General features: G+C 68.4%; 24 protein-coding genes. 21 read left to right on the forward strand and 3 right to left on the reverse strand.

Going from position 1 to position 21,049, the window contains the following annotated elements:
• Nucleotides 1-64 precede the first annotated feature (64 nt).
• On the forward strand, nucleotides 65-493 hold the full coding sequence (locus tag CR919_RS00095) for a BLUF domain-containing protein (RefSeq protein WP_099818288.1): 429 nt from the start codon (nucleotides 65-67) through the stop codon (nucleotides 491-493).
• A gap of 3 nt (nucleotides 494-496) precedes the next feature.
• Here CR919_RS00095 and CR919_RS00100 read toward each other — a convergent pair whose 3' ends face one another.
• Nucleotides 497-814: a metalloregulator ArsR/SmtB family transcription factor gene (locus CR919_RS00100; protein WP_099818289.1), complete on the reverse strand. Its 318-nt coding sequence runs from the start codon at nucleotides 812-814 to the stop codon at nucleotides 497-499.
• Between the two features lie 87 nt (nucleotides 815-901).
• Here CR919_RS00100 and CR919_RS00105 point away from each other — a divergent pair, with 87 nt between their 5' ends.
• The 3 genes from CR919_RS00105 (at nucleotide 902) to CR919_RS00115 (ending at nucleotide 2,865) form a co-directional block, all read left to right on the forward strand.
• A complete protein-coding gene (locus CR919_RS00105; RefSeq protein ID WP_099818290.1) occupies nucleotides 902-1,339 on the forward strand; it encodes a YeeE/YedE thiosulfate transporter family protein in 438 nt (145 codons plus the stop codon).
• Nucleotides 1,336-1,749 (forward strand): DUF6691 family protein, encoded by a 414-nt coding sequence (locus tag CR919_RS00110; protein ID WP_099818291.1) that lies wholly within the window; start codon nucleotides 1,336-1,338, stop codon nucleotides 1,747-1,749. The genes CR919_RS00105 and CR919_RS00110 overlap by 4 nt, the downstream gene beginning before the upstream one ends.
• A 63-nt stretch (nucleotides 1,750-1,812) precedes the next feature.
• On the forward strand, nucleotides 1,813-2,865 hold the full coding sequence (locus tag CR919_RS00115) for a linear amide C-N hydrolase (protein ID WP_099818292.1): 1,053 nt from the start codon (nucleotides 1,813-1,815) through the stop codon (nucleotides 2,863-2,865).
• On the opposite strand, the gene CR919_RS00120 is transcribed toward CR919_RS00115, so the two are convergent.
• Nucleotides 2,862-3,644: a DUF6491 family protein gene (locus CR919_RS00120; RefSeq protein ID WP_099818293.1), complete on the reverse strand. Its 783-nt coding sequence runs from the start codon at nucleotides 3,642-3,644 to the stop codon at nucleotides 2,862-2,864. The genes CR919_RS00115 and CR919_RS00120 overlap by 4 nt on opposite strands.
• 80 nt (nucleotides 3,645-3,724) lie before the next feature.
• Here CR919_RS00120 and CR919_RS00125 point away from each other — a divergent pair, with 80 nt between their 5' ends.
• From CR919_RS00125 to thrC, 6 genes are all read left to right on the forward strand, one after another.
• A complete protein-coding gene (locus CR919_RS00125; protein WP_099818294.1) occupies nucleotides 3,725-4,423 on the forward strand; it encodes an AraC family transcriptional regulator in 699 nt (232 codons plus the stop codon).
• Nucleotides 4,424-4,493: 70 nt separating this feature from the next.
• On the forward strand, nucleotides 4,494-5,444 hold the full coding sequence (locus CR919_RS00130) for a DMT family transporter (RefSeq protein WP_099818295.1): 951 nt from the start codon (nucleotides 4,494-4,496) through the stop codon (nucleotides 5,442-5,444).
• A gap of 138 nt (nucleotides 5,445-5,582) precedes the next feature.
• Nucleotides 5,583-5,720: a hypothetical protein gene (locus CR919_RS21145; protein ID WP_165787220.1), complete on the forward strand. Its 138-nt coding sequence runs from the start codon at nucleotides 5,583-5,585 to the stop codon at nucleotides 5,718-5,720.
• Nucleotides 5,721-5,805: 85 nt separating this feature from the next.
• The gene (thrA, locus tag CR919_RS00135) at nucleotides 5,806-8,310 is read left to right on the forward strand and encodes a bifunctional aspartate kinase/homoserine dehydrogenase I (RefSeq protein ID WP_099818296.1); all 2,505 of its coding nucleotides are present in this window, start codon (nucleotides 5,806-5,808) and stop codon (nucleotides 8,308-8,310) included.
• Nucleotides 8,307-9,221 carry a homoserine kinase gene (locus CR919_RS00140; protein WP_099818297.1) on the forward strand — a complete coding sequence of 305 codons (915 nt, stop codon included), beginning with the start codon at nucleotides 8,307-8,309 and terminating at the stop codon, nucleotides 9,219-9,221. Before thrA ends, CR919_RS00140 begins: the two co-directional genes overlap by 4 nt.
• A gap of 29 nt (nucleotides 9,222-9,250) precedes the next feature.
• Entirely contained in the window at nucleotides 9,251-10,540 is a 1,290-nt protein-coding gene (thrC, locus tag CR919_RS00145) for a threonine synthase (RefSeq protein WP_099818298.1), read from the forward strand.
• Between the two features lie 57 nt (nucleotides 10,541-10,597).
• Here thrC and CR919_RS00150 read toward each other — a convergent pair whose 3' ends face one another.
• Nucleotides 10,598-11,350, reverse strand: coding sequence for a helix-turn-helix domain-containing protein (locus CR919_RS00150; RefSeq protein ID WP_099818299.1), 753 nt, complete (start codon nucleotides 11,348-11,350; stop codon nucleotides 10,598-10,600).
• A 140-nt stretch (nucleotides 11,351-11,490) separates the two neighbouring features.
• On the opposite strand from CR919_RS00150, the gene hisS reads away from it, so the two are divergent.
• From hisS to hisIE, 11 genes are all read left to right on the forward strand, one after another.
• Complete coding sequence (hisS, locus tag CR919_RS00155; RefSeq protein ID WP_099818300.1) at nucleotides 11,491-12,888, forward strand: histidine--tRNA ligase; 1,398 nt, start codon at nucleotides 11,491-11,493, stop codon at nucleotides 12,886-12,888.
• Between the two features lie 23 nt (nucleotides 12,889-12,911).
• Nucleotides 12,912-13,181, forward strand: coding sequence for a hypothetical protein (locus CR919_RS00160; protein WP_165787221.1), 270 nt, complete (start codon nucleotides 12,912-12,914; stop codon nucleotides 13,179-13,181).
• A 408-nt stretch (nucleotides 13,182-13,589) separates the two neighbouring features.
• Nucleotides 13,590-13,898, forward strand: a complete 309-nt coding sequence (locus CR919_RS00170) for a YerC/YecD family TrpR-related protein (protein WP_025874839.1) — start codon at nucleotides 13,590-13,592, stop codon at nucleotides 13,896-13,898.
• A gap of 34 nt (nucleotides 13,899-13,932) precedes the next feature.
• A complete protein-coding gene (gene hisG / locus CR919_RS00175) occupies nucleotides 13,933-14,844 on the forward strand; it encodes an ATP phosphoribosyltransferase (RefSeq protein ID WP_099818302.1) in 912 nt (303 codons plus the stop codon).
• Nucleotides 14,841-16,136 carry a histidinol dehydrogenase gene (gene hisD, locus CR919_RS00180; protein WP_099818303.1) on the forward strand — a complete coding sequence of 432 codons (1,296 nt, stop codon included), beginning with the start codon at nucleotides 14,841-14,843 and terminating at the stop codon, nucleotides 16,134-16,136. The genes hisG and hisD overlap by 4 nt, the downstream gene beginning before the upstream one ends.
• Entirely contained in the window at nucleotides 16,133-17,227 is a 1,095-nt protein-coding gene (gene hisC, locus CR919_RS00185) for a histidinol-phosphate transaminase (RefSeq protein WP_099818304.1), read from the forward strand. Before hisD ends, hisC begins: the two co-directional genes overlap by 4 nt.
• Complete coding sequence (gene hisB, locus CR919_RS00190) at nucleotides 17,224-18,297, forward strand: bifunctional histidinol-phosphatase/imidazoleglycerol-phosphate dehydratase HisB (protein ID WP_099818305.1); 1,074 nt, start codon at nucleotides 17,224-17,226, stop codon at nucleotides 18,295-18,297. The genes hisC and hisB overlap by 4 nt, the downstream gene beginning before the upstream one ends.
• Complete coding sequence (hisH, locus tag CR919_RS00195) at nucleotides 18,294-18,896, forward strand: imidazole glycerol phosphate synthase subunit HisH (RefSeq protein ID WP_099818306.1); 603 nt, start codon at nucleotides 18,294-18,296, stop codon at nucleotides 18,894-18,896. Before hisB ends, hisH begins: the two co-directional genes overlap by 4 nt.
• A complete protein-coding gene (gene hisA, locus CR919_RS00200; protein WP_099818307.1) occupies nucleotides 18,893-19,627 on the forward strand; it encodes a 1-(5-phosphoribosyl)-5-[(5-phosphoribosylamino)methylideneamino]imidazole-4-carboxamide isomerase in 735 nt (244 codons plus the stop codon). Before hisH ends, hisA begins: the two co-directional genes overlap by 4 nt.
• Nucleotides 19,621-20,397, forward strand: coding sequence for an imidazole glycerol phosphate synthase subunit HisF (gene hisF, locus CR919_RS00205; RefSeq protein ID WP_099818308.1), 777 nt, complete (start codon nucleotides 19,621-19,623; stop codon nucleotides 20,395-20,397). Before hisA ends, hisF begins: the two co-directional genes overlap by 7 nt.
• On the forward strand, nucleotides 20,387-21,007 hold the full coding sequence (gene hisIE / locus CR919_RS00210) for a bifunctional phosphoribosyl-AMP cyclohydrolase/phosphoribosyl-ATP diphosphatase HisIE (RefSeq protein ID WP_099818309.1): 621 nt from the start codon (nucleotides 20,387-20,389) through the stop codon (nucleotides 21,005-21,007). The genes hisF and hisIE overlap by 11 nt, the downstream gene beginning before the upstream one ends.
• Nucleotides 21,008-21,049: the final 42 nt, after the last annotated feature.

Genomic DNA, 21,049 nt, shown 5'->3' on the forward strand with positions numbered 1-21,049 from the left:
GAGCGTACTGAGACGAATTCGTCCGCAACTGCTACCGTGGCACCACTCTTGCAAAGGAAGCTCCATGCCACTGCGTGCCATCGCCTATGTCAGCCAGGCCAAACCGGATCTGTCCGCCAAGCGTCTGCAGACCCTGGTCGAGGATGCGGCGCGCTTCAACAAGATGGCCGGGGTGACCGGGGTGCTGCTGCATGACGGCGAGCGCTTCCTGCAGTACATCGAAGGACCGCCCGATGGCATCGATTCGGTGTATGAGCGCATCCTGCAGGCTGGCAGCCATGTCGACATCGTCGAGCTCGCGCGCGGCCGGGTTGGCCAGCGCCAGTTTCCGTACTGGGGGATGCGCGCGTTGCCGGTCGACGCTGCGCTGCTGCGCCAGCTTTCGGCAGGCGACTGGTCAGGATTCGCGCGCACGGCGCGTGGCGACAGTGGGTTGCCGACTGCGGTGGACCTGTTGACCGAAGTCGTGCGGCCGGCCCTCAGCGCCGGCTGACCGCTAACGCTGCGGTGCGCAGTACGCCGCGTGCAATGCCTGCAGCACCCCCAGCGCCGGACCGTCCAGCAGCCGATAGTGCAGTGTCTGTGCCTGTCGTCGCGTTGCCACCACATCCAGAGTGCGCAGCACGGCCAGATGCTGTGACAGCGCCGATGCGCTCAGCCCAGTGACGGTCAGCAGTTCCTGCACCGGTGCTTCGCCTTCCACCAGACGACACAACACCCGCAGTCGCGCCGGGTGGGCCAGCGATTTCAGCAGGGCGGCCGCCTGCGCGGCGTGCGCGGCCATCGCGGCGCTGTCCGTGGTGATGCTGGGCATGGCTTGACCGGGTAGTTCAGGAAAGTCTAATTTAGAGAAATCTAAATTGAAGGGCAAGCCGATGCGCACGATGCAGAGGGGCAGGGCATGAACCTGCCATGGGCGGCAATTGCCGGCGGCGGCCTGATCGGTGCGTCGGCGGTGCTGCTGCTGGCCACGCTCGGTCGGGTGGCGGGCATCAGTGGCATCACCGCCGGCGCCGTGGCCGCACCACGTGGTGATCGCGGCTGGCGCTGGGCGTTCCTGCTCGGACTGATGGTGGCGGCTGCGGCGGTGCTGAGCTGGCAGGCGGGCGCGGGGCAGCCTGCGCGCGCGTTGTTGCGTGACGCACTGCCGGCCTGGCAAGTGATCGGTGCCGGTTTGCTGGTCGGCTTCGGTACGCGGCTGGGCAATGGTTGCACCAGCGGCCACGGTGTCTGTGGCCTTGCCCGGGGTTCACGACGATCGCTGGTGGCGGTGCTGGTGTTCATGGCCTGCGCAATGCTCACCACGTTCCTGGTGCGCCACGGCGGAGGCCTGGCATGAGCCGCAGCTTGTGGGCCGCCTGTACTGCTGGTGGCCTGTTCGGTGCCGGCCTCGCGCTGGCCGGCATGACCGACCCGCGTCGCGTACTGGGCTTCCTCGATGTGGCTGGCGACTTCGATCCCACGCTTGCCTGGGTGCTGGCGTCGGCGCTGCTGGTCAGCGCACTGGGCCAGTTCTGGCTGCGGCGGCGGCAACGTCCATGCTGCGCCGAGCGCTTCCAGCTGCCGACGGCGCAGGCGGTCGACGGGCGGTTGCTGCTGGGCGCGGCAGTGTTCGGTATCGGCTGGGGCTGGGTCGGCTACTGCCCTGGGCCGGCGCTCGCCGCGTTCGCGGTGGGGGCGCGCGAAGCCCTGTGGTTCGTGCCCGCGATGGCAGCCGGTTTCTGGCTGCATGACCGCTGGCTGCGCTGAGGTTTCACGTTTGCCTCACCGGTGCGGGGTTCAGATCACTTTTCCCGGGGAACGGAGCACGACATGGCACGGATGAAATGGAAGGGCAGCGCGTTGTTGATGGCGGCACTGGCGACGGCGGCGCTGCCGGCGCTGGCATGCACACGCGCGGTGTATCTGGGCGACAACGGCGATGTCATCACCGCCCGCTCGATGGACTGGAAAGTGGACGTCGCCACCAATCTCTACGTATTGCCGCGTGGCATCGCGCGCACCGGAAAGGCCGGGCCGGGGTCGATCGCCTGGACTGCGCGCTACGGCAGCGTGGTGGCCACCGGCTATGACATCTCCACCACCGACGGCATGAACGAGAAGGGCCTGGTCGCCAACCTGCTGTGGCTGGTCGAGTCCGAGTATCCGGCCCAGCGCAGCGGCAAGCCTGGCCTGTCGATCTCGTTGTGGGCGCAGTACGTGCTGGATAATTTCGCGACGGTGGAGGAGGCCGTGACCGCCCTGCAGCGCGAGCCGTATTCGATCGTCACCGACAAGGTGCCGGGCGAGGACCGCCAGGCGACGCTGCACCTGTCGCTGTCCGACGCCACGGGTGACAGCGCGATCGTTGAATACATCGGCGGGCGCCAGGTGATCCACCATGACCGCCGCTACCAGGTGATGACCAATTCGCCGGTCTTCGACCAGCAGCTGGCGTTGAACAGCTACTGGCAGCAGATCGGTGGAACGGTGATGCTGCCAGGCACCAACCGTTCGGCCGACCGCTTCGCGCGCGCCTCGTTCTATATCAATGCGATTCCGAAAGCGGAAGATCCGGTGGAGGCGCTGGCCAGTGTGTTCAGCGTGATCCGCAACGTGTCGGTGCCGTTCGGCATCACCACACCGGGCGAGCCCAACATTTCGTCCACCCGCTGGCGCACGGTCGCCGACCACAAGCGGCGCCTGTACTTCTTCGAGTCGGCACTGACACCGAACACCTTCTGGGTCGATCTGAACAAGGTCGATTTCGGCGGCAAGGTGCTCAAGCTCGATCTCGGCCGCGACCAGCGCAATACGTTTGCCGGCGATGCACTGGGCCATTTCGTGCCCAGCGCACCGTTCACCTTCCTTGGCGTCGACGGCTAGTTCGATGCCTGGCTTGAGGCCGGGTACACCGCCTGGATCGTGCAGGCGCCGCGGCGCGTGTAGCGGGGCAGCGGCGCCACCGCGTCGCTGCGCTCGTCGAAGCTGGCGAAGTCGGCCGTGACCACGCGGTCGCCGGGGTTGCCGCAGATCAGGCCGTTCTGCATGCCGGACTGGAAGCTCAATTCCGGTGCGCGGTCGAGCTGGAGGCAGTGACTGCCCAGTTCGACACGGTAAAAGCGATGGCCGCCGCTGCGCAGCGGGTTGGTTTCCACCAGCATGCCCTGCGTGTCGGACGACCAGCCGCGCACGTTGCGGGTGGCGAAGCAGTACGAGGCCGAGCCGCCGAAGCCGCGGCGCACGTCCCTGCGTTCGCTGATGGTCAGCGCCGGCAAGGTGGACATGCGCAGGCGGTCGCTGTCGCGCGCAACGCTGGCGTAGTCGCGGTTCTGCACCGGAGTGACAGCGCTGACGGCACAGCTGCGACCGTCGACCACGACGCGCTCGCTGGGACGACCGCAGGCCCAGCCGGCAGGTGCTTCCAGCTTCAGCGTGGTGGCCGCGCGGACGCCGGGGCAATCTTCGGCGAAGTCGATGCGATAGGCCTGGCCGGAGGCGGCACGCAGCGCGATCGAGCGTGGTGATGCCTGCTCCACTTCCTGGACGCCGGTAGCGTCCATGCAGTGCGGGGCCGGTGGCGTGCGTTCCTGTGCGGAGGCGCTGGTGGCAAGTGCCAGACTGAGGCTGGCGGCCAGCATCAGGGATACGTGCTGTTGGGTCATGACCTGCACTCCATGCGTGGGTGACGGGCCGACTATAGCAGCGGTTTGCACGGCCCGTGTTACACGCGCACACTGGCCCGATGGGCGCCATTTTCCACCTGCGGCACTACGGCCAGGCCACCGGCCTGGATCGCCACGACTACGCGCAGTGGGTGTTGCCCCTGCAGGGTGAGCTGCAGTTCGAGATGGAGGGCAGGGGCGGCCGTCTTGACCTGTTGCAGGGTGCCTTCGTGGCTGCCGGCGAGGCGCACGACCAGCTGGCCGATGGCCCCAACGGTTTCGTGATTGTCGACTGCGGGCCGGGCGTGCTTGATGACGCAACCCAGGAGCACCTGTGCCGGCAACGCTGGCTGCACCTGCCGTTGTCGCTGCGGCAGCGGCTTGCCCGGGTGCAGGCAGGGCAGGCGGTGCCGGCGCTGTTGCCGGACCTGCTGCACATGTTCGCCCCGGCCGGCAGCGGCGCACGCCTGCAGGGCCTGTGCGCCGCCGTCGAGGCGATGCCGGGGCAGGCGTGGTCGGTCGCGCGCATGGCCACCTTCGTCGGCATCAGCGAAAGCCGTCTGCATGCCGTGTTCCGGCGTGAGTTCGGGCTCAGCCCGCAGGCCTGGCTCAGTGCCAGCCGCCTGCGTTGGGCCAAGCACCAGTTGCGGGTGAGCCCGGCATCGATCAGCGATATCGCACTTGCCGCAGGGTATTCCGAGCAGAGTGCACTGACTCGTGCGTTGCGCCGCGAATGTGGGCAGACGCCGGCAGCATGGCGGCGGGCGGGCGGCCAGTAGCCTCGGTCAATACGGCGAACCCTCTGCCGCCTACACTTCGCGGCCTGTGCTCTCCCACCAAGAACCTGCAATGCGCAACAACCCGATTGCTCTGGGCATCGTCAATGGCATCGCTGCCGGAGCGCTGTGGGGCGTGGTCTTCCTCGCCCCCGCCGTGCTGGACACCTTCAATGCACTGCAGCTTTCCGCCGGCCGCTATCTGGTCTATGGCCTGATCGCGGTGGCCCTGCTGCTGCCGCGCTGGAAGCGCTTGGCGCCGAAGCTCGGTCGCGACGAATGGATCGGCCTGTTGTGGCTGAGCCTGGCCGGCAACCTGGTGTACTTCCTGCTGTTGGCCACGGCCGTGCAGTGGGCCGGTGGCGCCGCTGCTTCGCTGATTGTCGGCCTGATTCCGGTCGTGGTTACCCTGGTGGGCGTACGCGAGCAGGGCGCGGTGCCGTTGAAGCCGCTGCTGCCGGCGCTGGGCCTGTGCATGCTCGGGGTGGCGATGGTCGGCTGGGAAGCGCTGATGTCCGAACACCTGGGCACTCCCTGGCGGCAGCGCCTGATCGGCCTGCTGTGCGCGTTCGGTGCGTTGTTCTCGTGGGCGCTGTACTCGATCGGCAACAGCCGCTGGTTGGCGCGACGGCCTGATCTCTCCAGCCACGACTGGTCGCTGCTGACCGGCGTCACCACCGGCGGCTTGTCACTGCTGCTGGTGCCGATGGCGTTCATCGGACACGGCGGGTCTCATACGGCCGCGCAGTGGAGTGGGTTCTGGACCATCAGCGCGGGCGTTGCGGTGGTCGCTTCGATTCTCGGCAATGCGTTCTGGAACCGGGCCAGTCGCCTGCTGCCGCTGACCCTCACCGGCCAGATGATCGTGTTCGAAACCCTGTTCGCGCTGCTGTATGCCTTCGCCTGGCAGCGACGTTGGCCAAGCCTGCTGGAACTGCTGGCGATCGTGCTGCTGGTCGGCGGCGTGCTGTTGTGCGCGCATGCGCACCGCACGCCACGCGCGATCACCGAACATGTCGGCTGAATCGGCGCATTGAAGCCGACGATCACCGGTTTGTCTCAATTGCAACCAAATGCCGGCACGTTGGCCGATGATCGCCGCAAGGAAATATTGCGGCGCAACACTTGACAGCGGCCATCGTGCCGGTGTTTTCTGTACGCCATGGTCCTCGATGCCGCCAACGCCCGTCTGATCGCCCCCGCTACCGCGGGCCGTTCGACTGCGCCGGTCGCCATCACCACCACCATTACCACCATCACCGTCACCACTGCCCTGGTGCGGCCCGTCGTCTTCGTGTAACTCCCGAAAACAACGGCCCCGCACCATCCAGGTGACGGGGAAACTCGACCACCTGCATGCGACGGGGCCTCCAACCGAGGTCTGCATGTCTTCCATCGCCCCCGCCCATCCGCCCGCTGCGTCCGCTCTGGCCGCGCCGTCCGCTGTCGTGCACAAGTTCGGCGGCACCTCGGTGGCCGATGCCGAGCGCTATCGCCATGTTGCCGGCCTGCTGCTGGCCCGCCCCGAGTCATTGCAGGTCAGCGTGGTTTCGGCCATGAAAGGGGTTACCGACGCGCTGATCGAGCTGGCGCACCTGGCAGCCCAGGGCGATGCCGGCTGGCAGGAAGCCTGGCATGCACTGCGCGCGCGCCATCGCGGTGCCGCGGTAGCGCTGCTCGGCGAACAGGTGGGCGACACCGTGGAGTGGATCGATGCACGCTTCGACCAGCTGGCCGAGGTGCTGGCCGCCCTGGCGGTGATCGGCGAGCTGCCACGCGAAGTGCTCGACCGCGTGCAGGGCCTGGGCGAAGTGTTCTCCGCGCAGTTGCTCGGCACTCATCTGCGTGCGCTGGGTGAGGACTGCGCGGTGCTGGATGCACGCGATGTGCTGGTGGTCGGCCATGGCGAACTGGGCGTGGATGTCGACTGGGATGCCAGTGCCGGCCGCCTGGCCGCATGGCGGCTGCAGCACCCGCAACTACGCGTGGTCGCCACCGGTTTCGTCGCCCGCGACCGCCATGATCGTGTCACCACGCTGGGCCGCAACGGCAGCGACTATTCCGGTGCGATCTTCGCCGCATTGTTCAACGCCGATGAACTGCATATCTGGACCGACGTCGACGGCGTGCTGTCGGCCGACCCGCGGCTGGTGCCGGAGGCCGTGCAGCTGCACGCGCTGAGCTACGACGAGGCCTGCGAGCTGGCCTACTTCGGGGCCAAGGTGGTGCATCCGCAGACCATGTCGCCGGCAATCCGGCTGGGCCTGCCGATCTTCATCCGCAATACGTTCCACCCCGGCCATCCGGGTACCCGCATCAGCGCCGAGCGCTCGCCACGTGGCCCGGTGAAAGGACTGACGCTGAGCGCGGATCTGGCCCTGCTGAATCTGGAAGGCACCGGTCTGATCGGCGTGCCGGGTACCGCCGAACGCGTGTTCGCCGCGCTGCGCCAGGCGCAGGTCTCGGTGGTGATGATCTCGCAGGGGTCTTCCGAACATTCGATCTGCTGTGTGGTCCGTGCGGGTGAAGCGGCGCGCGGTCGCGATGCCGTGGTGCAGGCGTTCTCGCACGAACTGGCTGCCGGCCAGGTGCAGCGCGTGCAGGTCAGCGACGGCGTCAGCGTGCTGGCTGCGGTCGGCGATGGCATGGCAGGCCAGCCGGGCGTGGCCGCACGGCTGTTCGAATCGCTGGGGCGCGCACAGGTGAACATCCTCGCGATCGCGCAGGGGTCGTCCGAACGCAACATTTCGGTGGCGGTGGCCAGCGCCGATGCGACCCGCGCGCTGCGTGCCGCGCATGCGGGGTTCTGGCTGTCGCCGCAGACGTTCGCGGTGGGCGTGATCGGTCCGGGCAATGTCGGTGCGGCGCTGCTGGACCAGCTGCTGGCCGCGCGCCCGCAACTGCTGGCCAAGGCCAACGTCGATCTGCGCCTGCGCGCGCTTGCGTCACGCTCGCGCATGCGCCTGGAGGCCGATGGCCTGCATGAAGACTGGAGGCAGGCGCTGCAGGACGCCGGACAGCCCAGCGACCTGGACCACTTCACCGAGCACCTGCTGGCCGCACATCTGCCGCATGCGGTGGTGATCGACTGCAGTGGCAGCGCCGAGGTCGCCGAGCGCTATGAAGGCTGGCTGGCCGCAGGCATCCATGTGGTGACCCCGAACAAGCAGGCCGGCGCCGGGCCGCTCGCGCGCTACCAGCGCATCCGCGCGGCGGCCGCCGCCAGTGGTGCGCGCTTCCGCTACGAGGCCACGGTGGGCGCCGGCCTGCCGGTGATCACCACGCTGCGTGACCTGGTGGATACCGGTGACGAAGTGCTGGCGATCGAAGGCATCTTCTCCGGCACGCTGGCCTGGTTGTTCAATCGCTTCGACGGCAGCCAACCGTTCTCGGAACTGGTGGCACAGGCGCGCTCGATGGGCTACACCGAGCCGGATCCGCGCGACGATCTGTCCGGTGTGGATGTTGCGCGCAAGCTGGTGATCCTGGCCCGTGAGGCCGGCCATGCACTCAGCCTGGAGCAGGTGCAGGTGGAGAGCCTGGTGCCGGCGCTGCTGCGCGAGGGAAGCGTGGACGACTTCATGGGGCGCCTGGGCGAATCGGACGACGCGCTGTCGGCACGGCTGCACGACGCCCGCGAGCGCGGTGCGGTGCTGCGCTATGTCGCGCGGCTGGGCCCGGATGGTGCCTCGGTCGGCCTGCAGGAGCTGCCGGCCGACCACGCGTTCGCCAACCTGCGGCTGACCGACAACGTGGTGCAGTTCCGTACCCGCCGCTACTGCGACAACCCGCTGGTGGTGCAGGGCCCGGGCGCGGGTCCGGAAGTGACCGCTGCCGGCGTGTTCGCCGATCTGCTGCGGGTGGCGGCCGGCGAAGGAGCGCGGCTGTGATCGCACGCGCCTTCGCGCCCGCATCGGTGGCCAACGTGGCCGTGGGCTTCGACATCCTGGGTCACGCCATCGACGGTATCGGCGATACGGTGAGCGTGCGCCGCATCGACGAACCTTTGGTACGCATCGACGCCATCCGCGGCAGTGCGGTCGAGCTGCCGCTGGAAGCGGCCGGCAACACCGCCGGCGCTGCGCTGATCGCGCTGCGGGCGGCACTGGGGCTGGGCTTCGGTTTTGCCATCGAGATCGACAAGGGCATTCCCTTCGGCTCCGGCATGGGCGGATCGGCCGCCTCCTGCGTTGCCGCGCTGGTGGCGGCCAATGCGCTGTTGGACGTGCCACTGTCGCGCGAAGCGCTGTATCCGTTTGCACTGGATGGCGAAGCGGTGGCCAGCGGTGGCCGCCATGGTGACAACGTCGGCCCGCTGTTGCTGGGGGGCGTGGCGCTGTGTACGGCTGATCGCCTGGTGCCGATTCCGGTGCCGGCCAGCTGGCACAGCCTGCTGGTGCATCCGCACGCGGTGCTGGAAACCCGGCGCGCGCGGCAGGCGCTGCAGGGCAGCTATGCGTTGGGCGAGTTCGTTGCGCAGAGCGCCAACCTGGGGCTGGTGTTGAGTGGTTGCCATCGCAGTGATGCATCGCTGGTGCGCGCCGGCCTGCGTGATGTGCTGGTCGAGCCGCGGCGGGCGGGCCTGATCGTGGGCTTCGACGCGGCGCGCGATGCGGCATTGGCGGCAGGTGCGATGGGCGCAGGCATTTCCGGCGCCGGGCCCAGCGTATTCGCCTGGTTTGAAGATGCCGACCAGGCGCGCGCGGCAGCGGAACCCGTGCGTGCGGCGTTCGCCGCGGCCGGTTTCGACAGCGATGCCTGGGTCTCGCCGCTGGATGCAGCCGGAGCCCGTTTGTGCTGACTTCTTCCTCCCTACCGGATATCGATCCCATGCAATTTGTTTCGACCCGTGGCCAGTCGCCGGCTGTTGGACTCAGTGCGGCCATCGCCGCCGGTCTTGCGCCCGATGGTGGGCTGTACGTGCCGCAGGTGCTGCCGGCACCGCGCACGCTGCAGGCCGGTGCGACCCTGGCCGACACCGCCGCAGACCTGCTGGCGCCTTTCTTCGACGGGGATGCGCTGGCCGATGCCTTGCCATCGATCTGCCGTGAGGCCTTCGATTTCCCCGTGCCGTTGAGTGCGCTGGGCAACAGTGGTGATCACGTGCTGGAGCTGTTCCATGGGCCGACGGCGGCGTTCAAGGACATCGGTGCGCGTTTCCTCGCCGGCGTGCTGTCGCGGCTGCAGACCGGCAAGGAGCGCGACCTGACCATCGTGGTGGCCACCTCCGGTGACACCGGCGCGGCGGTCGCGGCAGCCTTCCACCAGCAGCCGGGTGTGCGCGTGGTGGTGCTGTACCCAGATGGGCGGGTATCGCCGCGACAGGCGCATCAGCTCGGCTGCTTCGGCGACAACATCCAGGCGCTGCGGGTGGCCGGTTCGTTCGATGATTGCCAGGCGATGGTGAAGCAGGCACTGGCCGATCGCGATCTGCAGGCACAGGTACCGCTGAGTTCAGCCAACAGCATCAGCCTGGGCCGGCTGCTGCCGCAGATGAGCTACTACGCGCACGCGGCACTGAGCCATCACGCGCAGCATCAGCGGCGCTTGAACCTGGTGGTGCCGACCGGCAATCTCGGCAACGCGATGGCGGCGGTGCTGGCACGCGCGCTGGGCGTGCCGATCGGGCAGATCGTGCTGGCGACCAATGCCAATGCGGTGCTGCCACGCTACTTCGGTGGCGACCCGTACCAGCCCGCGTCCAGCATTGCGACCGTGGCCAACGCCATGGACGTCGGCGCGCCCAGCAATTTCGAGCGGCTGCGCTGGCTGTACCACGGCGACGACGCCGAATTGCGTGCAGCGTTCCGCGCCTTCGCAGTGGATGACGTGACCATCCGCGCGACCATCGCCAGTGCCCATGCCAGCGACGGTGAGCTGTTCTGCCCGCACACGGCCACGGCGGTGAAGGTGCTGCAGGACCTGCGCGCGGGCGGCGCCAAGGGCGATTGGGCAGTGGTCGCTACCGCGCACCCGGCCAAGTTCGAGGCGGTGGTTGAACCGTTGATCGGCGAAGCGGTGGCGGTGCCGCCGGCACTGGACGCGCTGCTGCAGCGTCCAGCGCATGCCGAGCCGCTGGCGGCCGATTACCCAGCGTTGCGCGGGGTGTTGTTGCGTTGACGGAGGCGTCTGCGTGGTTGCCGGCCGCTGGCCGGCAACCCGATACCGATCGGGCACTCAGCCCAGCACTTCACCGGCCAGACTGCGCAGGCCATCCTCGTCGAGGATCTCAACGACGTTCAGATGGGGCAGGGCGATCAGGCCCTGCTGGCGCAGCTTGGTGAAGGTGCGGCTGACCGTCTCCATGGTCAGGCCCAGATGGTCGGCAATGTCGCCGCGGCCCATCGGCAGCGAAACGCGCAGGCCATCGCCGCCCAGCTTGGCCTCGCGCGCGGCCAGGCGAAGCAGGAAATCAGCGAGTTTTTCCGCCGGTTGCAGGCGCGCCAATGCCAGCGCGGCATCCTGCGCGGCATCCAGTTCCTGGCAGGCGCGTTGCAGCAGCTTGCGCTCAAGGTGCGGATAACGGGCACGCAGGCCCTTCATCTGCGGCAGGGCGACGCGGCACACGCGGCTGTCGGCGATGGCCTCGATGTCGTAGCGATGGTGGTCGCTGCCGCTCAGGCCCAGGTAATCGCCGGGCAGCACGAAGCCATTGATCTGGCGGCGGCCGTCGGCAAGCGTGCGTACCAGCCGCAGCGCGCCGCCGGTCAATGTATAGACATGCTGGCGCTCTTCGCCGCTGCGGGCGAGGGTGCTGCCCATCGTCACCTGCTGCGACACAGTCACCTGTTCCAGGGCCTGCACCTCATCGGGCGACAGCGCAGAGCACACCGCCAGGTGGCGTACCGAGCAGTGCAGGCAGTCCAGCGTGGCGCAGGACGGCGCGGCGGGGTCGTTGGTGGCGGGCGGAGCGCCGGAAGGCCGGGACATGTTGCGTGGGCGTATCGCGGGCGGGGGAGGGCTTTATGATACTTCAAGCGGCCGTTGGACCCCGTATTCCACGGCCACGCGATGTGGGGCGCTAGAATGTCGCCCCCTCCCACGTCCCCGTTCCCGCAGGAGTTCCGCCCGTGATCAAGCCCCGTACCCCGCCCGGCACCCTTGAACTGCTGCCGCGCGAGCAGATTGCGTTCCAGCGCATGCTGGACGTCATCCGCCGCAACTACGAGCGCTTCGGGTTCCTGCCGGTGGAGACGCCGGTGTTCGAGCTGTCCGATGTGCTGCTGACCAAGTCCGGCGGCGAGACCGAGCGCCAGGTGTATTTCGTGCAGTCCACCGGCGCGTTGGCCAACGCCGCCGAATCCGGCGACCGTTCGCTGCCGGAGATGGCGCTGCGCTTCGACCTGACCGTGCCGCTGGCGCGTTACGTGGCCGAGCACGAACACGAGTTGACCTTCCCGTTCCGTCGCTACCAGATGCAGCGCGTGTACCGCGGCGAGCGTGCGCAGCGCGGCCGCTTCCGCGAGTTCTACCAGTGCGACATCGACGTGATCGGCAAGGACAGCCTGAGCGTGCGCTACGACGCCGAAGTGCTGGCGGTCATCCACGCGGTGTTCGCCGAACTGCGCATCGGTGACTTCAGCATCCAGTTGAACAACCGCAAGCTGCTGCGCGGCTTCTTCGAAAGCCTGGGTGTGGCCGAGGGCGAGCGCCAGCTGGCGGTATTGCGCGAAGTGGACAAGCTGGACAAGCGTGGCCCCGACTACGTGCGCGAGACGCTGGTGGGCGAGGGCTTCGGCATTCCGGCCGAGCAGGTCGAGAAGATCCTGGCCTTCGTCGCCGTGCGTTCGCAGGGTCATGCCGATGCGCTGGCGCAGCTGGCGGCACTGGAAGCCGGCGCCGGTTCGTCGGAGATCCTGCGTGCCGGCGTGGCCGAGCTGCGCGAAGTGCTGCAGCTGGTGCAGGCGCTGGGCGTTCCGGAAACCGCGTACTGCCTGAATTTCTCCATCGCCCGTGGCCTGGATTACTACACCGGCACGGTGTACGAGACCACGCTGACCGACCACCCGCAGATCGGTTCGATCTGTTCCGGCGGCCGCTATGAAGACCTGGCCAGCCACTACAGCAAGTCCAAGCTGCCGGGCGTGGGCATTTCCATCGGCCTGTCGCGCCTGTTCTGGCAGCTGCGCGAAGCCGGCCTGATCGAGGGCATCGAGGCCAGCAGCGTGCAGGCGCTGGTGGCGCTGATGGACGAGCAGGGCATGCCGCAGTCGCTGGACATTGCCCGCCGCCTGCGCGCCGGTGGCATCAACACCGAAGTGCAGATGGAGCCGAAGAAGATCGGCAAGCAGTTCCAGTACGCGGCCAAGGCGGGTATCCGCTTCGTGGTGCTGGCGGGCGAAGACGAACTGGCGCGCGGCGTGGTGGCGGTGAAGGACCTGCTGCGCGAGCAGCAGTTCGAGATCTCGCGCGACGAACTGGCCAGCACCCTGCAGGTGGAGCTGGAGCAGTCGCGGGTCATGGCGTGAAGCCCGCCGCAGCAGGGGCGCTGATGCTGCTCCTGCTGGCGGGCTGCCAGAGCGATCCGGTGCTGCGCAGCACCCGGATCGGCCCGGCGCAGTACCAGCTGGTGGTTGATCGCTGCCATGTGATCGACCGGGCGCAGCTGGAGCGGGATCTGCAGGCCCTGGCCGAGCGGGCGTGCCCGGGCCGGGCAGGAGCGCTGCAGAACCTGCAGTCCCATCCCAGCCGGCAGGGCAGCCTGTTCGGCGAATGCCTGCGGCGCGGCGCGCTGCAGGCGGAGGTTCACTGCGAGCCCTGAGTCGGGCCAGGCTCTTTATTTGAAAGCAGAACGCCCACCATTGGTGGGCGTTTCGCGTGCCTATACGAAGAGCAGTCGAGCATGGCTCGACTCTACAAAAGCCGTTCTCGATCACTTTCCCGGCGAGATCCACCAGATCGCGGCCAACTGTCGAAGGCGGGGTGGGTCCGGTTGAGGGGGCGTGAGCCGCATGGATGCGGCGACCGAGCTTACATGGACGTACTTGCAGCGTCCCCCTCAACCGGACCCGCCCCGCAAATCCTCAGGAAACCAGCTTTTGACGTTGCTTCGGCTTCTGCGGGTGCAGGGCGCAGCCCTGCCGTACCCCCAAAGCCCACGATTTGACGCAGCGCGCAAGAATGCGTTAATGTACTAACACGCTATTACATTGATGCAAGAGTCCTGCCCGTGAAAGCCCGCCCCGACATCGCCGCCAAAGACCCGCAAGCCGATCTGGACGCCCTGGCCCAGGCCTTTGCCGCCCTGCGCGAGCCGGAACAGGTGGTCGCCTTCCTGCGTGACCTGTGCACGCCGGCCGAGCTGGAAGCCATGGCCGACCGCTGGAAGGTGGTGCCGCTGCTGCAGCAGGGCGTGCCGTACCGCGAGATCCACGAGCGCACCGGCGTCAGCGTGACCACCACCGGACGGGTGGCACGCACGCTCGAGCATGGCCATCGAGGCTATGCCGCCGCCGTCGACCGACTTGCTTCGCGCTGATCCGCGCCCCGTTCCGAACTTCGAGACCTCCCCCATGAGTGCAACCCAGGCAGCGCCGGCGCGAGACCGGCTGCGTATCGCCATCCAGAAGAGTGGCCGGCTGGCCGAACCCGCCCGCAACCTGCTCAGCGCCTGTGGCCTGAGCTGGCGCGAGAGCCGCGACAAGCTGTTCTGCTACGGCGAGTCGCTGCCGGTGGACCTGTTGCTGGTGCGCGACGACGACATCCCCGGCCTGATTGCCGATGGCGTCTGCGACCTCGGCATCGTCGGCCGCAACGAACTGGAGGAGCAGGCCGCTGCACGTCGCCAGATCGGCCTGCCGGATAGCTACCACGCGCTGCGTGGGCTGGGTTTCGGTCAGTGCCGGTTGATGCTGGCGGTGCCGGAAGAGTGGCAATGGCAGGGGCCGGCGCAACTGGCCGGCACCCGCATCGCCACCAGCTACCCGGCCATCCTCACGCAGTGGCTGGCCGCGCAGGGCGTGGATGCGCAGGTGGTGGAGCTGTCCGGCTCGGTGGAGATCGCGCCGCGCCTGGGCACCGCCGACCTGATCTGTGACCTGGTCTCCAGCGGCGCCACCCTGCGTGCCAACCAGCTCACCCCGGTGCACAACCTGCTCGACAGCGAAGCCGTGCTGGCCGGTGCGGTGCGCGTTCCCGATGATGCCCGTGGCGCCCTGCGCAGCATGCTGCTGCGTCGCCTGGACGGGGTGGTGCAGCGGCAGGACCGCAAGCTGCTGATGTTCCGCGCCAGCGAGGACCGCGTCGACGCGCTGGCACAGCTGCTGGCCGATGCCGAACCGTTGGTGCGTTTGCCTGCCGATGGCGGTGCGTTGCGCCTGCAGACCATGTGCCCCGGCCCGTTGACCTGGCAGCGCATGGAAGAACTGGAGCGCGCCGGCGCCCAGGGCCTGATGGTACTGAGCGTGGAGCGGTCGCTGGCATGAATCGTCTTATCTGGTCGCAACTTGATGAGGCCGCGCGCAGCGCGGCGCTGACCCGCCCGGTGCAGACCGTGGCGCAGCAGACCCGTGATGCGGTGGCCGCGCTGATCGCGCAGGTACGTACACAGGGTGACGTCGCACTGCGCGCGATCACCGCGCGCTTCGATGGCGTGGACCTGCAGGATTTCGAAGTCTGCGACAGCGAGTTCGCTGCCGCCGAAGCCGCCGTGCCGGCCGCCTTGCGCCAGGCCATGGTCGAGGCGGCGGAGCGTATCACCCGCTTCCACAAGGCGGGGATGGGCCAGGGCTATGCAGTGGAAACCGCGCCGGGTGTGGTCTGCGAGCGCATGCTGCGGCCGATCGGTCGCGTTGGCCTGTACGTACCGGCCGGCAGTGCGCCGTTGCCGTCCACCGCGCTGATGCTGGGCGTGCCGGCGCAGCTGGCCGGTTGCCCGCAGGTCGTGCTGTGCACGCCGCCGCGTGCCGACGGTACGGCCGATCCTGCAGTGCTGGTGGCCGCGCGCCTGACCGGCGTGCAACGTGTGTTCAAGCTGGGCGGTGCGCAGGCAATCGCGGCGATGGCGTATGGCACCGGGAGCATCCCGGCGAGCGACAAGCTGTTCGGGCCGGGCAACAGTTTCGTCACCGAGGCCAAGCAGCAGGTGGCACAGGACGGTGCCGCCGCCATCGACATGCCAGCCGGTCCGTCGGAAGTGCTGGTGATTGCCGATGCCGGCGCCAATCCGGCGTTCGTCGCTGCCGATCTGCTGTCGCAGGCCGAGCACGGCCCGGATTCGCAGGTACTGCTGCTGACCGATGACGCGGCGATGCTGGCCGCCGTCGAGGCTGAAGTGGAACGCCAGGTGGCCTTGCTGCCGCGTCAGGACATCGCCCGCCAGGCACTGTCGGCGTCGCAGTTGATCCAGGTGGAATCGCTGGCGGATGCGTTTGCGATCAGCAACCGCTACGCGCCCGAACACCTGATCCTGGCCATGCGTGAACCGCGCGGCTGGCTGGACCAGGTGCAGGCGGCCGGTTCGGTGTTCCTCGGCGACTACACGCCGGAAGCCCTGGGCGACTACTGCAGCGGCACCAACCACGTGCTGCCCACCGCCGGTGCCGCGCGTGCCTACAGCGGTGTCAGCGTGGCCAGTTTCCAGAACCTGATCAGCGTGCAGAGCGCGAGTGCCGCCGGCTTGGCCGCGATCGGTGGCTGCGCGCGCATCATCGCCAGCGCCGAAGGGCTGGACGCGCACGAACGTGCGGTGGCGCTGCGCATGGAGGTGGCCGCATGAGCGCGGACATCGACGGCGTGCTGGCCTTGGTGCGCTCGGATCTGCAGGCCTTCGCCGGCTACAGTTCGGCGCGCAGCAGCGCTGTGCAGGGTGAAGTGTGGTTGAACGCAAACGAATCGGCGTGGGCCAATCCGGCCGATGCCACCGGCGGCAGCCGCCGCTACCCGGAGCCGCAACCGGCTGCGCTGCGTGAAGCGCTGGCGTCGCTGTACGGCGTGCAGCCGCCACAGCTGCTGGTAGGCCGTGGCAGCGACGAAGCGATCGATCTGCTGGTGCGCGCCCTGTGCGTGCCGGGCCGCGATGGCGTGCTGGTGACGCCGCCGGTATTCGGCATGTACGCGGTCTGCGCGCGTCTGCAGGGTGCGCCGTTGATTGAAGTGCCGCTGATTGATGATGGCGAGGGCCTGCGCACGGATCTGGATGCGGTGATTGCCGCTGCCAAGGGGCAGGGCGCCAAGCTCGTTTTCCTGTGCGCGCCGTCCAATCCTGCCGGCAGCGATATCGCGCTGGCGGAGATCGAGCGCGTGGCCGTTGCCCTGCGTGGGCAGGCGCTGGTGGTGGTGGATGAGGCCTATGTCGAGTACGCGCAGCGCGCCTCGGCGACCTCGCTGCTGGCCGCGCACGCCAACCTGGCGGTGCTGCGCACATTGTCGAAGGCGCACGCACTGGCTGCGGCGCGCATCGGTACCCTGATCGCCGCGCCGGAACTGATTGCCGTGCTGCGTCGTTGCCAGGCGCCATACCCGGTGCCGACGCCGTGCGCCGAGCTGGCCGTGCAGGCACTGCAGCCGGCCGCGCTGGCACGCACCGCCGAACGCGTGGCCACGGTCATTGCCGAGCGCGAGCGCCTGCGTACCGCGCTGGCAGGGTTCCCCGGCGTGCGCCGAGTGTACGCCTCAGCCGGCAACTACCTGCTGGTCCGCTTTGCCGATGCCCAGGCCGCGTTCGACGCGCTGCTCGCCGCTGGCGTGGTGGTGCGCGACCAGCGCGCTGCGCCGCAGCTGGGCGATGCGTTGCGCATCAGCGTCGGCAGCCCCGAGGAGAACGACCGCGTGCTTGCGGCCCTGTCGGCACGGAGGGCCGCGGCATGACCCCCATCCTTTTCATCGACCGCGATGGCACCCTGATCGAGGAGCCGGCGGATTTCCAGATCGATGCCTACGAGAAGCTGCGCTTCGTGCCGCAGGTGATCCCGGCACTGCTGAAGCTGCGCGATGCCGGCTACCAGTTCGTGATCGTCACGAACCAGGATGGCCTGGGCAGCGAAGGCTATCCGCGCGCCAGCTTCGATGGCCCGAACGACCTGATGCTGCAGATCTTCGAAAGCCAGGGCATCGTCTTCCGCGATGTGCTGGTCGACGCCAGCTGGCCGCACGAGAACGCACCGACCCGCAAGCCCGGCATCGGCCTGATGACCGCCTACCTGCAGGATCGCAGCATCGACTGGGCGCGCTCGGGCATGGTCGGCGACCGCATCACCGACCTGCAGTTCGCCGACAACCTCAACATCCGTGGGTTCCAACTGCGCACCGAGCAGTTCGGCGGCGAGTGGGACTGGCCGGGCATCGCCCACGCACTGGCCGATGCGCCGCGTACGGCGGTGGTCCAGCGCAATACCAGGGAAACGAAGATCCGTGTCGAACTGGATCTGGATCGCGCCGGTGATGCGCACATCCACACCGGCCTGCCATTCTTCGACCACATGCTGGAACAGATCGGCAAGCACGGTGGCTTCGCGCTGGACATCCGCGCCGAGGGCGACCTGCACATCGACGAACACCACACCATCGAAGACACCGGCCTGGCGCTGGGCCAGGCCCTGCGCGAAGCGCTGGGGGACAAGCGCGGGATCGGCCGCTACGGTTTCACCCTGCCGATGGACGAAACCCTGGCCAGTGCTGCGCTGGATTTCAGTGGCCGCCCGTATTTCGTGTTCGAAGGCGAGTTCAAGCGCGAGCGTGTGGGCGACATGCCGACCGAGCTGGTCCCGCACTTCTTCCGTTCGCTGTGCGATGCCAGCGGCCTGAACCTCAACCTGCAGGTGCGCGGCGACAACGACCACCACAAGGTCGAAGCCTGCTTCAAGGCCTTGGCACGCGCGTTGCGGCCGGCGCTTGCGCGGCAGGGCACCGCGTTGCCGACCACCAAGGGGGCGCTGTGAGCGAGGTCGTGCTGATCGATGCCGGCGGCGCCAACCTGGGCTCGGTGCGCTACGCACTGGAGCGGCTCGGTGCTACGGTGCGCCTGGTCCGCGACCCCGTGGGCCTGGCCGGCGCGCAACGGGTGATCCTGCCCGGCGTCGGTGCGGCCGGCCCCGGCATGCAGCGCCTGCATGCGCAGGGACTGGTCGAGCCGCTGCGCCAGCTGCAGGTGCCGCTGATGGGTATCTGCCTGGGCATGCAGCTGTTGTTCGATCGCTCCGAAGAGGCCGGGGTGGATACGCTTGGATTGATCCCCGGGGTGGTGCGCAAGCTGGTGCCGGCCTGTGGCATCCGCGTGCCGCACATGGGCTGGAACCGGCTGCTGCCGCTGCGCCCGTCGCTGCTGCTGCAGGGGGTGCCCGAGCGCGCCAGTGCGTACTTCGTGCACAGCTACGCTGCACCGCTGAACAGCCATACCGTCGCCGCCTGCGATCACGGCGGCCTGTTCACCGCCGTTGTCGAGCAGGGCCGCTACTTCGGCGCCCAGTTCCATCCCGAGCGGTCCGGCGATACCGGTTCGCTGATGCTGCGCAATTTCCTTGAGGGCACCGCTGCATGAGTTTCATCGTCTATCCCGCGCTGGATATCCGTGATGGCCGCGTCGTGCGGCTGCGCCAGGGTGACTACGCGCAGGAAACCCACTATGGCGACGATCCATTGCCGCGTGCGCAGGTGTTCGCCGCGCAGGGCGCACAGTGGATGCACCTGGTCGACCTGGATGCTGCACGTGCCGGTGGCTATACGCTGGCGCCGCTGTTGGGCGCGATCCGTGCGCAGACCCCGCTGCAGGTGCAGACCGGTGGCGGCGTGCGTGGCCGCGACGACGTGGCGCGCATCCTCGATGCCGGCGCCAGCCGCGTGGTGATCGGGTCATTGGCGGTGCGCGAGCCCGAACAGGTGATCGGCTGGCTGGCCGAGTTCGGCCCGGAACGGCTGACCATCGCCCTCGATGCGCGCCAGGACGCGCAGGGGCAGTGGCAGTTGCCGGTGCACGGCTGGACCGAAAACGCGGGGGTGACCCTGGATGCCCTGGCCGAACGCTACGCGCAGGCCGGCATGCGCCACCTGCTGTGCACCGACATCGCCCGCGACGGCATGCTGGCCGGCCCCAACATCAGCCTGTACCAGCATCTGGCGGCGTTGCTGCCGGGCGTGGCGGTACAGGCGTCGGGTGGTATCCGCGACGTGGCCGATGTGGCTGCCGCACAGGCCGCTGGTTGTGGCGGCGCGATCCTCGGCAAGGCCCTGCTGGAACAGCGGATGGACCTGGCGGAGGCGCTGGCATGCTGAGCCGCCGCATCATTCCCTGCCTGGACGTACGCGATGGCCGCGTGGTCAAGGGCGTGCGCTTCCGCGATCACGTCGACATGGGGGACATCGCCGAACTGGCCCAGCGCTATCGCGACCAGGGCGCCGACGAGCTGGTGTTCTATGACATCGGCGCCAGCCCGGAGGCACGCTCGGTGGACGTGGCCTGGATCGAACGCATCGCGCGCCTGATCGATATCCCGTTCTGCGTGGCCGGTGGCATCGACAGCGTGGAGACGGCGCGCCGCGTGCTGTTCGCGGGTGCGGACAAGATATCGATCAACTCGCCCGCGCTCGGTCGCCCGGAACTGATCAGCGAACTGGCTGAGGAATTCGGGGTGCAGTGCGTGGTGGTGGGTGTCGACTCCGTGCGCGAGGCCGACGGCCAGTGGCGCGTGCGCCGTTTCAGCGGCGATCCGGACAAGACCCAGGCGGTGCCGCTGCGCACGCTGGACTGGATCGTCGAGGCGCAGCGCCGGGGTGCCGGCGAGATCGTGCTGAACTGCATGGACAGCGATGGCGTGCGCCGCGGCTATGACGTGGAGCAGCTGCGGCAGGCGCGTGCGCTGTGCCAGGTGCCACTCATCGCTTCCGGTGGTGCGGGTGCGATGGAGCACTTCGCCCAGGCCTTTGACCAGGCCGACGTTGACGGTGCGCTGGCGGCCAGTGTGTTCCACAGTGGCGCCATCGCCATTGCCGACTTGAAGCGCTACCTGCGCGAGCAGCAGATCGAGGTACGAGATGTCTATTGATGTGCGGCCGTCGCCGCAGGCGCTGGAAACGCTGGACTGGGACAAGGGTGATGGGCTGTTGCCGGCCGTGGTGCAGGACGCCGACACCCTGCAGGTGCTGATGCTGGGCTACGTCAGCGCCGAGTCGCTGGCGGCGACGCTGGCGATCGGCCACATGACCTTCTTCAGCCGCAGCAAGCAGCGTCTCTGGACCAAGGGCGAGCAGTCCGGCAATGTGCTGGCGGTGCAGTCGATCAGCGTCGATTGCGATGCCGATACGCTGCTGGTGCTGGCACGCCCGGCAGGCCCCACCTGCCACACCGGGGCGGAGAGCTGTTTCGATGGTGCGCCGAAGGACTTCCTTGGCGGCCTGGACCAGTTGGTCGCGGTACGTGAGGCGCTGCGTCCTTCCGGCAGCTATACGACGTCGCTGTTCGAGGGCGGCATCCGCCGTATCGCGCAGAAGGTGGGCGAGGAAGGCGTGGAGACGGCGCTGGCCGGGGTGGCGCAGGACGATGAGGCACTGCTGGGCGAGGCCTCGGACCTGCTGTACCACCTGCTGGTGCTGCTGCGCGCGCGCGGGCTGTCGCTGGAAGATGCGCGCGACGTGCTGGAAAAGCGCCATCGTTGAACAAGGTGTGCGGACCAACGGTCCGCACCTACAATATGGCGT

Origin of the sequence: Stenotrophomonas sp. LMG 10879 (assembly GCF_002750935.1) — a bacterium.
In the GTDB taxonomy this organism is placed as follows: Bacteria; Pseudomonadota; Gammaproteobacteria; order Xanthomonadales; family Xanthomonadaceae; genus Stenotrophomonas; species Stenotrophomonas lactitubi_B.

Excerpts from the sequence above, each read along its gene's own strand:
- CR919_RS00095 (WP_099818288.1), top strand. The coding sequence starts at position 65 with ATGCCACTGCGTGCCATCGCCTATGTCAGCCAGGCCAAACCGGATCTG.
- CR919_RS00100 (WP_099818289.1), bottom strand. The coding sequence starts at position 814 with ATGCCCAGCATCACCACGGACAGCGCCGCGATGGCCGCGCACGCCGCG.
- CR919_RS00105 (WP_099818290.1), top strand. The coding sequence starts at position 902 with ATGAACCTGCCATGGGCGGCAATTGCCGGCGGCGGCCTGATCGGTGCG.
- CR919_RS00110 (WP_099818291.1), top strand. The coding sequence starts at position 1,336 with ATGAGCCGCAGCTTGTGGGCCGCCTGTACTGCTGGTGGCCTGTTCGGT.
- CR919_RS00115 (WP_099818292.1), top strand. The coding sequence starts at position 1,813 with ATGGCACGGATGAAATGGAAGGGCAGCGCGTTGTTGATGGCGGCACTG.
- CR919_RS00120 (WP_099818293.1), bottom strand. The coding sequence starts at position 3,644 with ATGACCCAACAGCACGTATCCCTGATGCTGGCCGCCAGCCTCAGTCTG.
- CR919_RS00125 (WP_099818294.1), top strand. The coding sequence starts at position 3,725 with ATGGGCGCCATTTTCCACCTGCGGCACTACGGCCAGGCCACCGGCCTG.
- CR919_RS00130 (WP_099818295.1), top strand. The coding sequence starts at position 4,494 with ATGCGCAACAACCCGATTGCTCTGGGCATCGTCAATGGCATCGCTGCC.
- CR919_RS21145 (WP_165787220.1), top strand. The coding sequence starts at position 5,583 with ATGGTCCTCGATGCCGCCAACGCCCGTCTGATCGCCCCCGCTACCGCG.
- thrA (WP_099818296.1), top strand. The coding sequence starts at position 5,806 with ATGTCTTCCATCGCCCCCGCCCATCCGCCCGCTGCGTCCGCTCTGGCC.
- thrC (WP_099818298.1), top strand. The coding sequence starts at position 9,251 with ATGCAATTTGTTTCGACCCGTGGCCAGTCGCCGGCTGTTGGACTCAGT.
- CR919_RS00150 (WP_099818299.1), bottom strand. The coding sequence starts at position 11,350 with ATGTCCCGGCCTTCCGGCGCTCCGCCCGCCACCAACGACCCCGCCGCG.
- CR919_RS00160 (WP_165787221.1), top strand. The coding sequence starts at position 12,912 with ATGCTGCTCCTGCTGGCGGGCTGCCAGAGCGATCCGGTGCTGCGCAGC.
- hisG (WP_099818302.1), top strand. The coding sequence starts at position 13,933 with ATGAGTGCAACCCAGGCAGCGCCGGCGCGAGACCGGCTGCGTATCGCC.
- hisD (WP_099818303.1), top strand. The coding sequence starts at position 14,841 with ATGAATCGTCTTATCTGGTCGCAACTTGATGAGGCCGCGCGCAGCGCG.
- hisC (WP_099818304.1), top strand. The coding sequence starts at position 16,133 with ATGAGCGCGGACATCGACGGCGTGCTGGCCTTGGTGCGCTCGGATCTG.
- hisB (WP_099818305.1), top strand. The coding sequence starts at position 17,224 with ATGACCCCCATCCTTTTCATCGACCGCGATGGCACCCTGATCGAGGAG.
- hisA (WP_099818307.1), top strand. The coding sequence starts at position 18,893 with ATGAGTTTCATCGTCTATCCCGCGCTGGATATCCGTGATGGCCGCGTC.
- hisF (WP_099818308.1), top strand. The coding sequence starts at position 19,621 with ATGCTGAGCCGCCGCATCATTCCCTGCCTGGACGTACGCGATGGCCGC.
- hisIE (WP_099818309.1), top strand. The coding sequence starts at position 20,387 with ATGTCTATTGATGTGCGGCCGTCGCCGCAGGCGCTGGAAACGCTGGAC.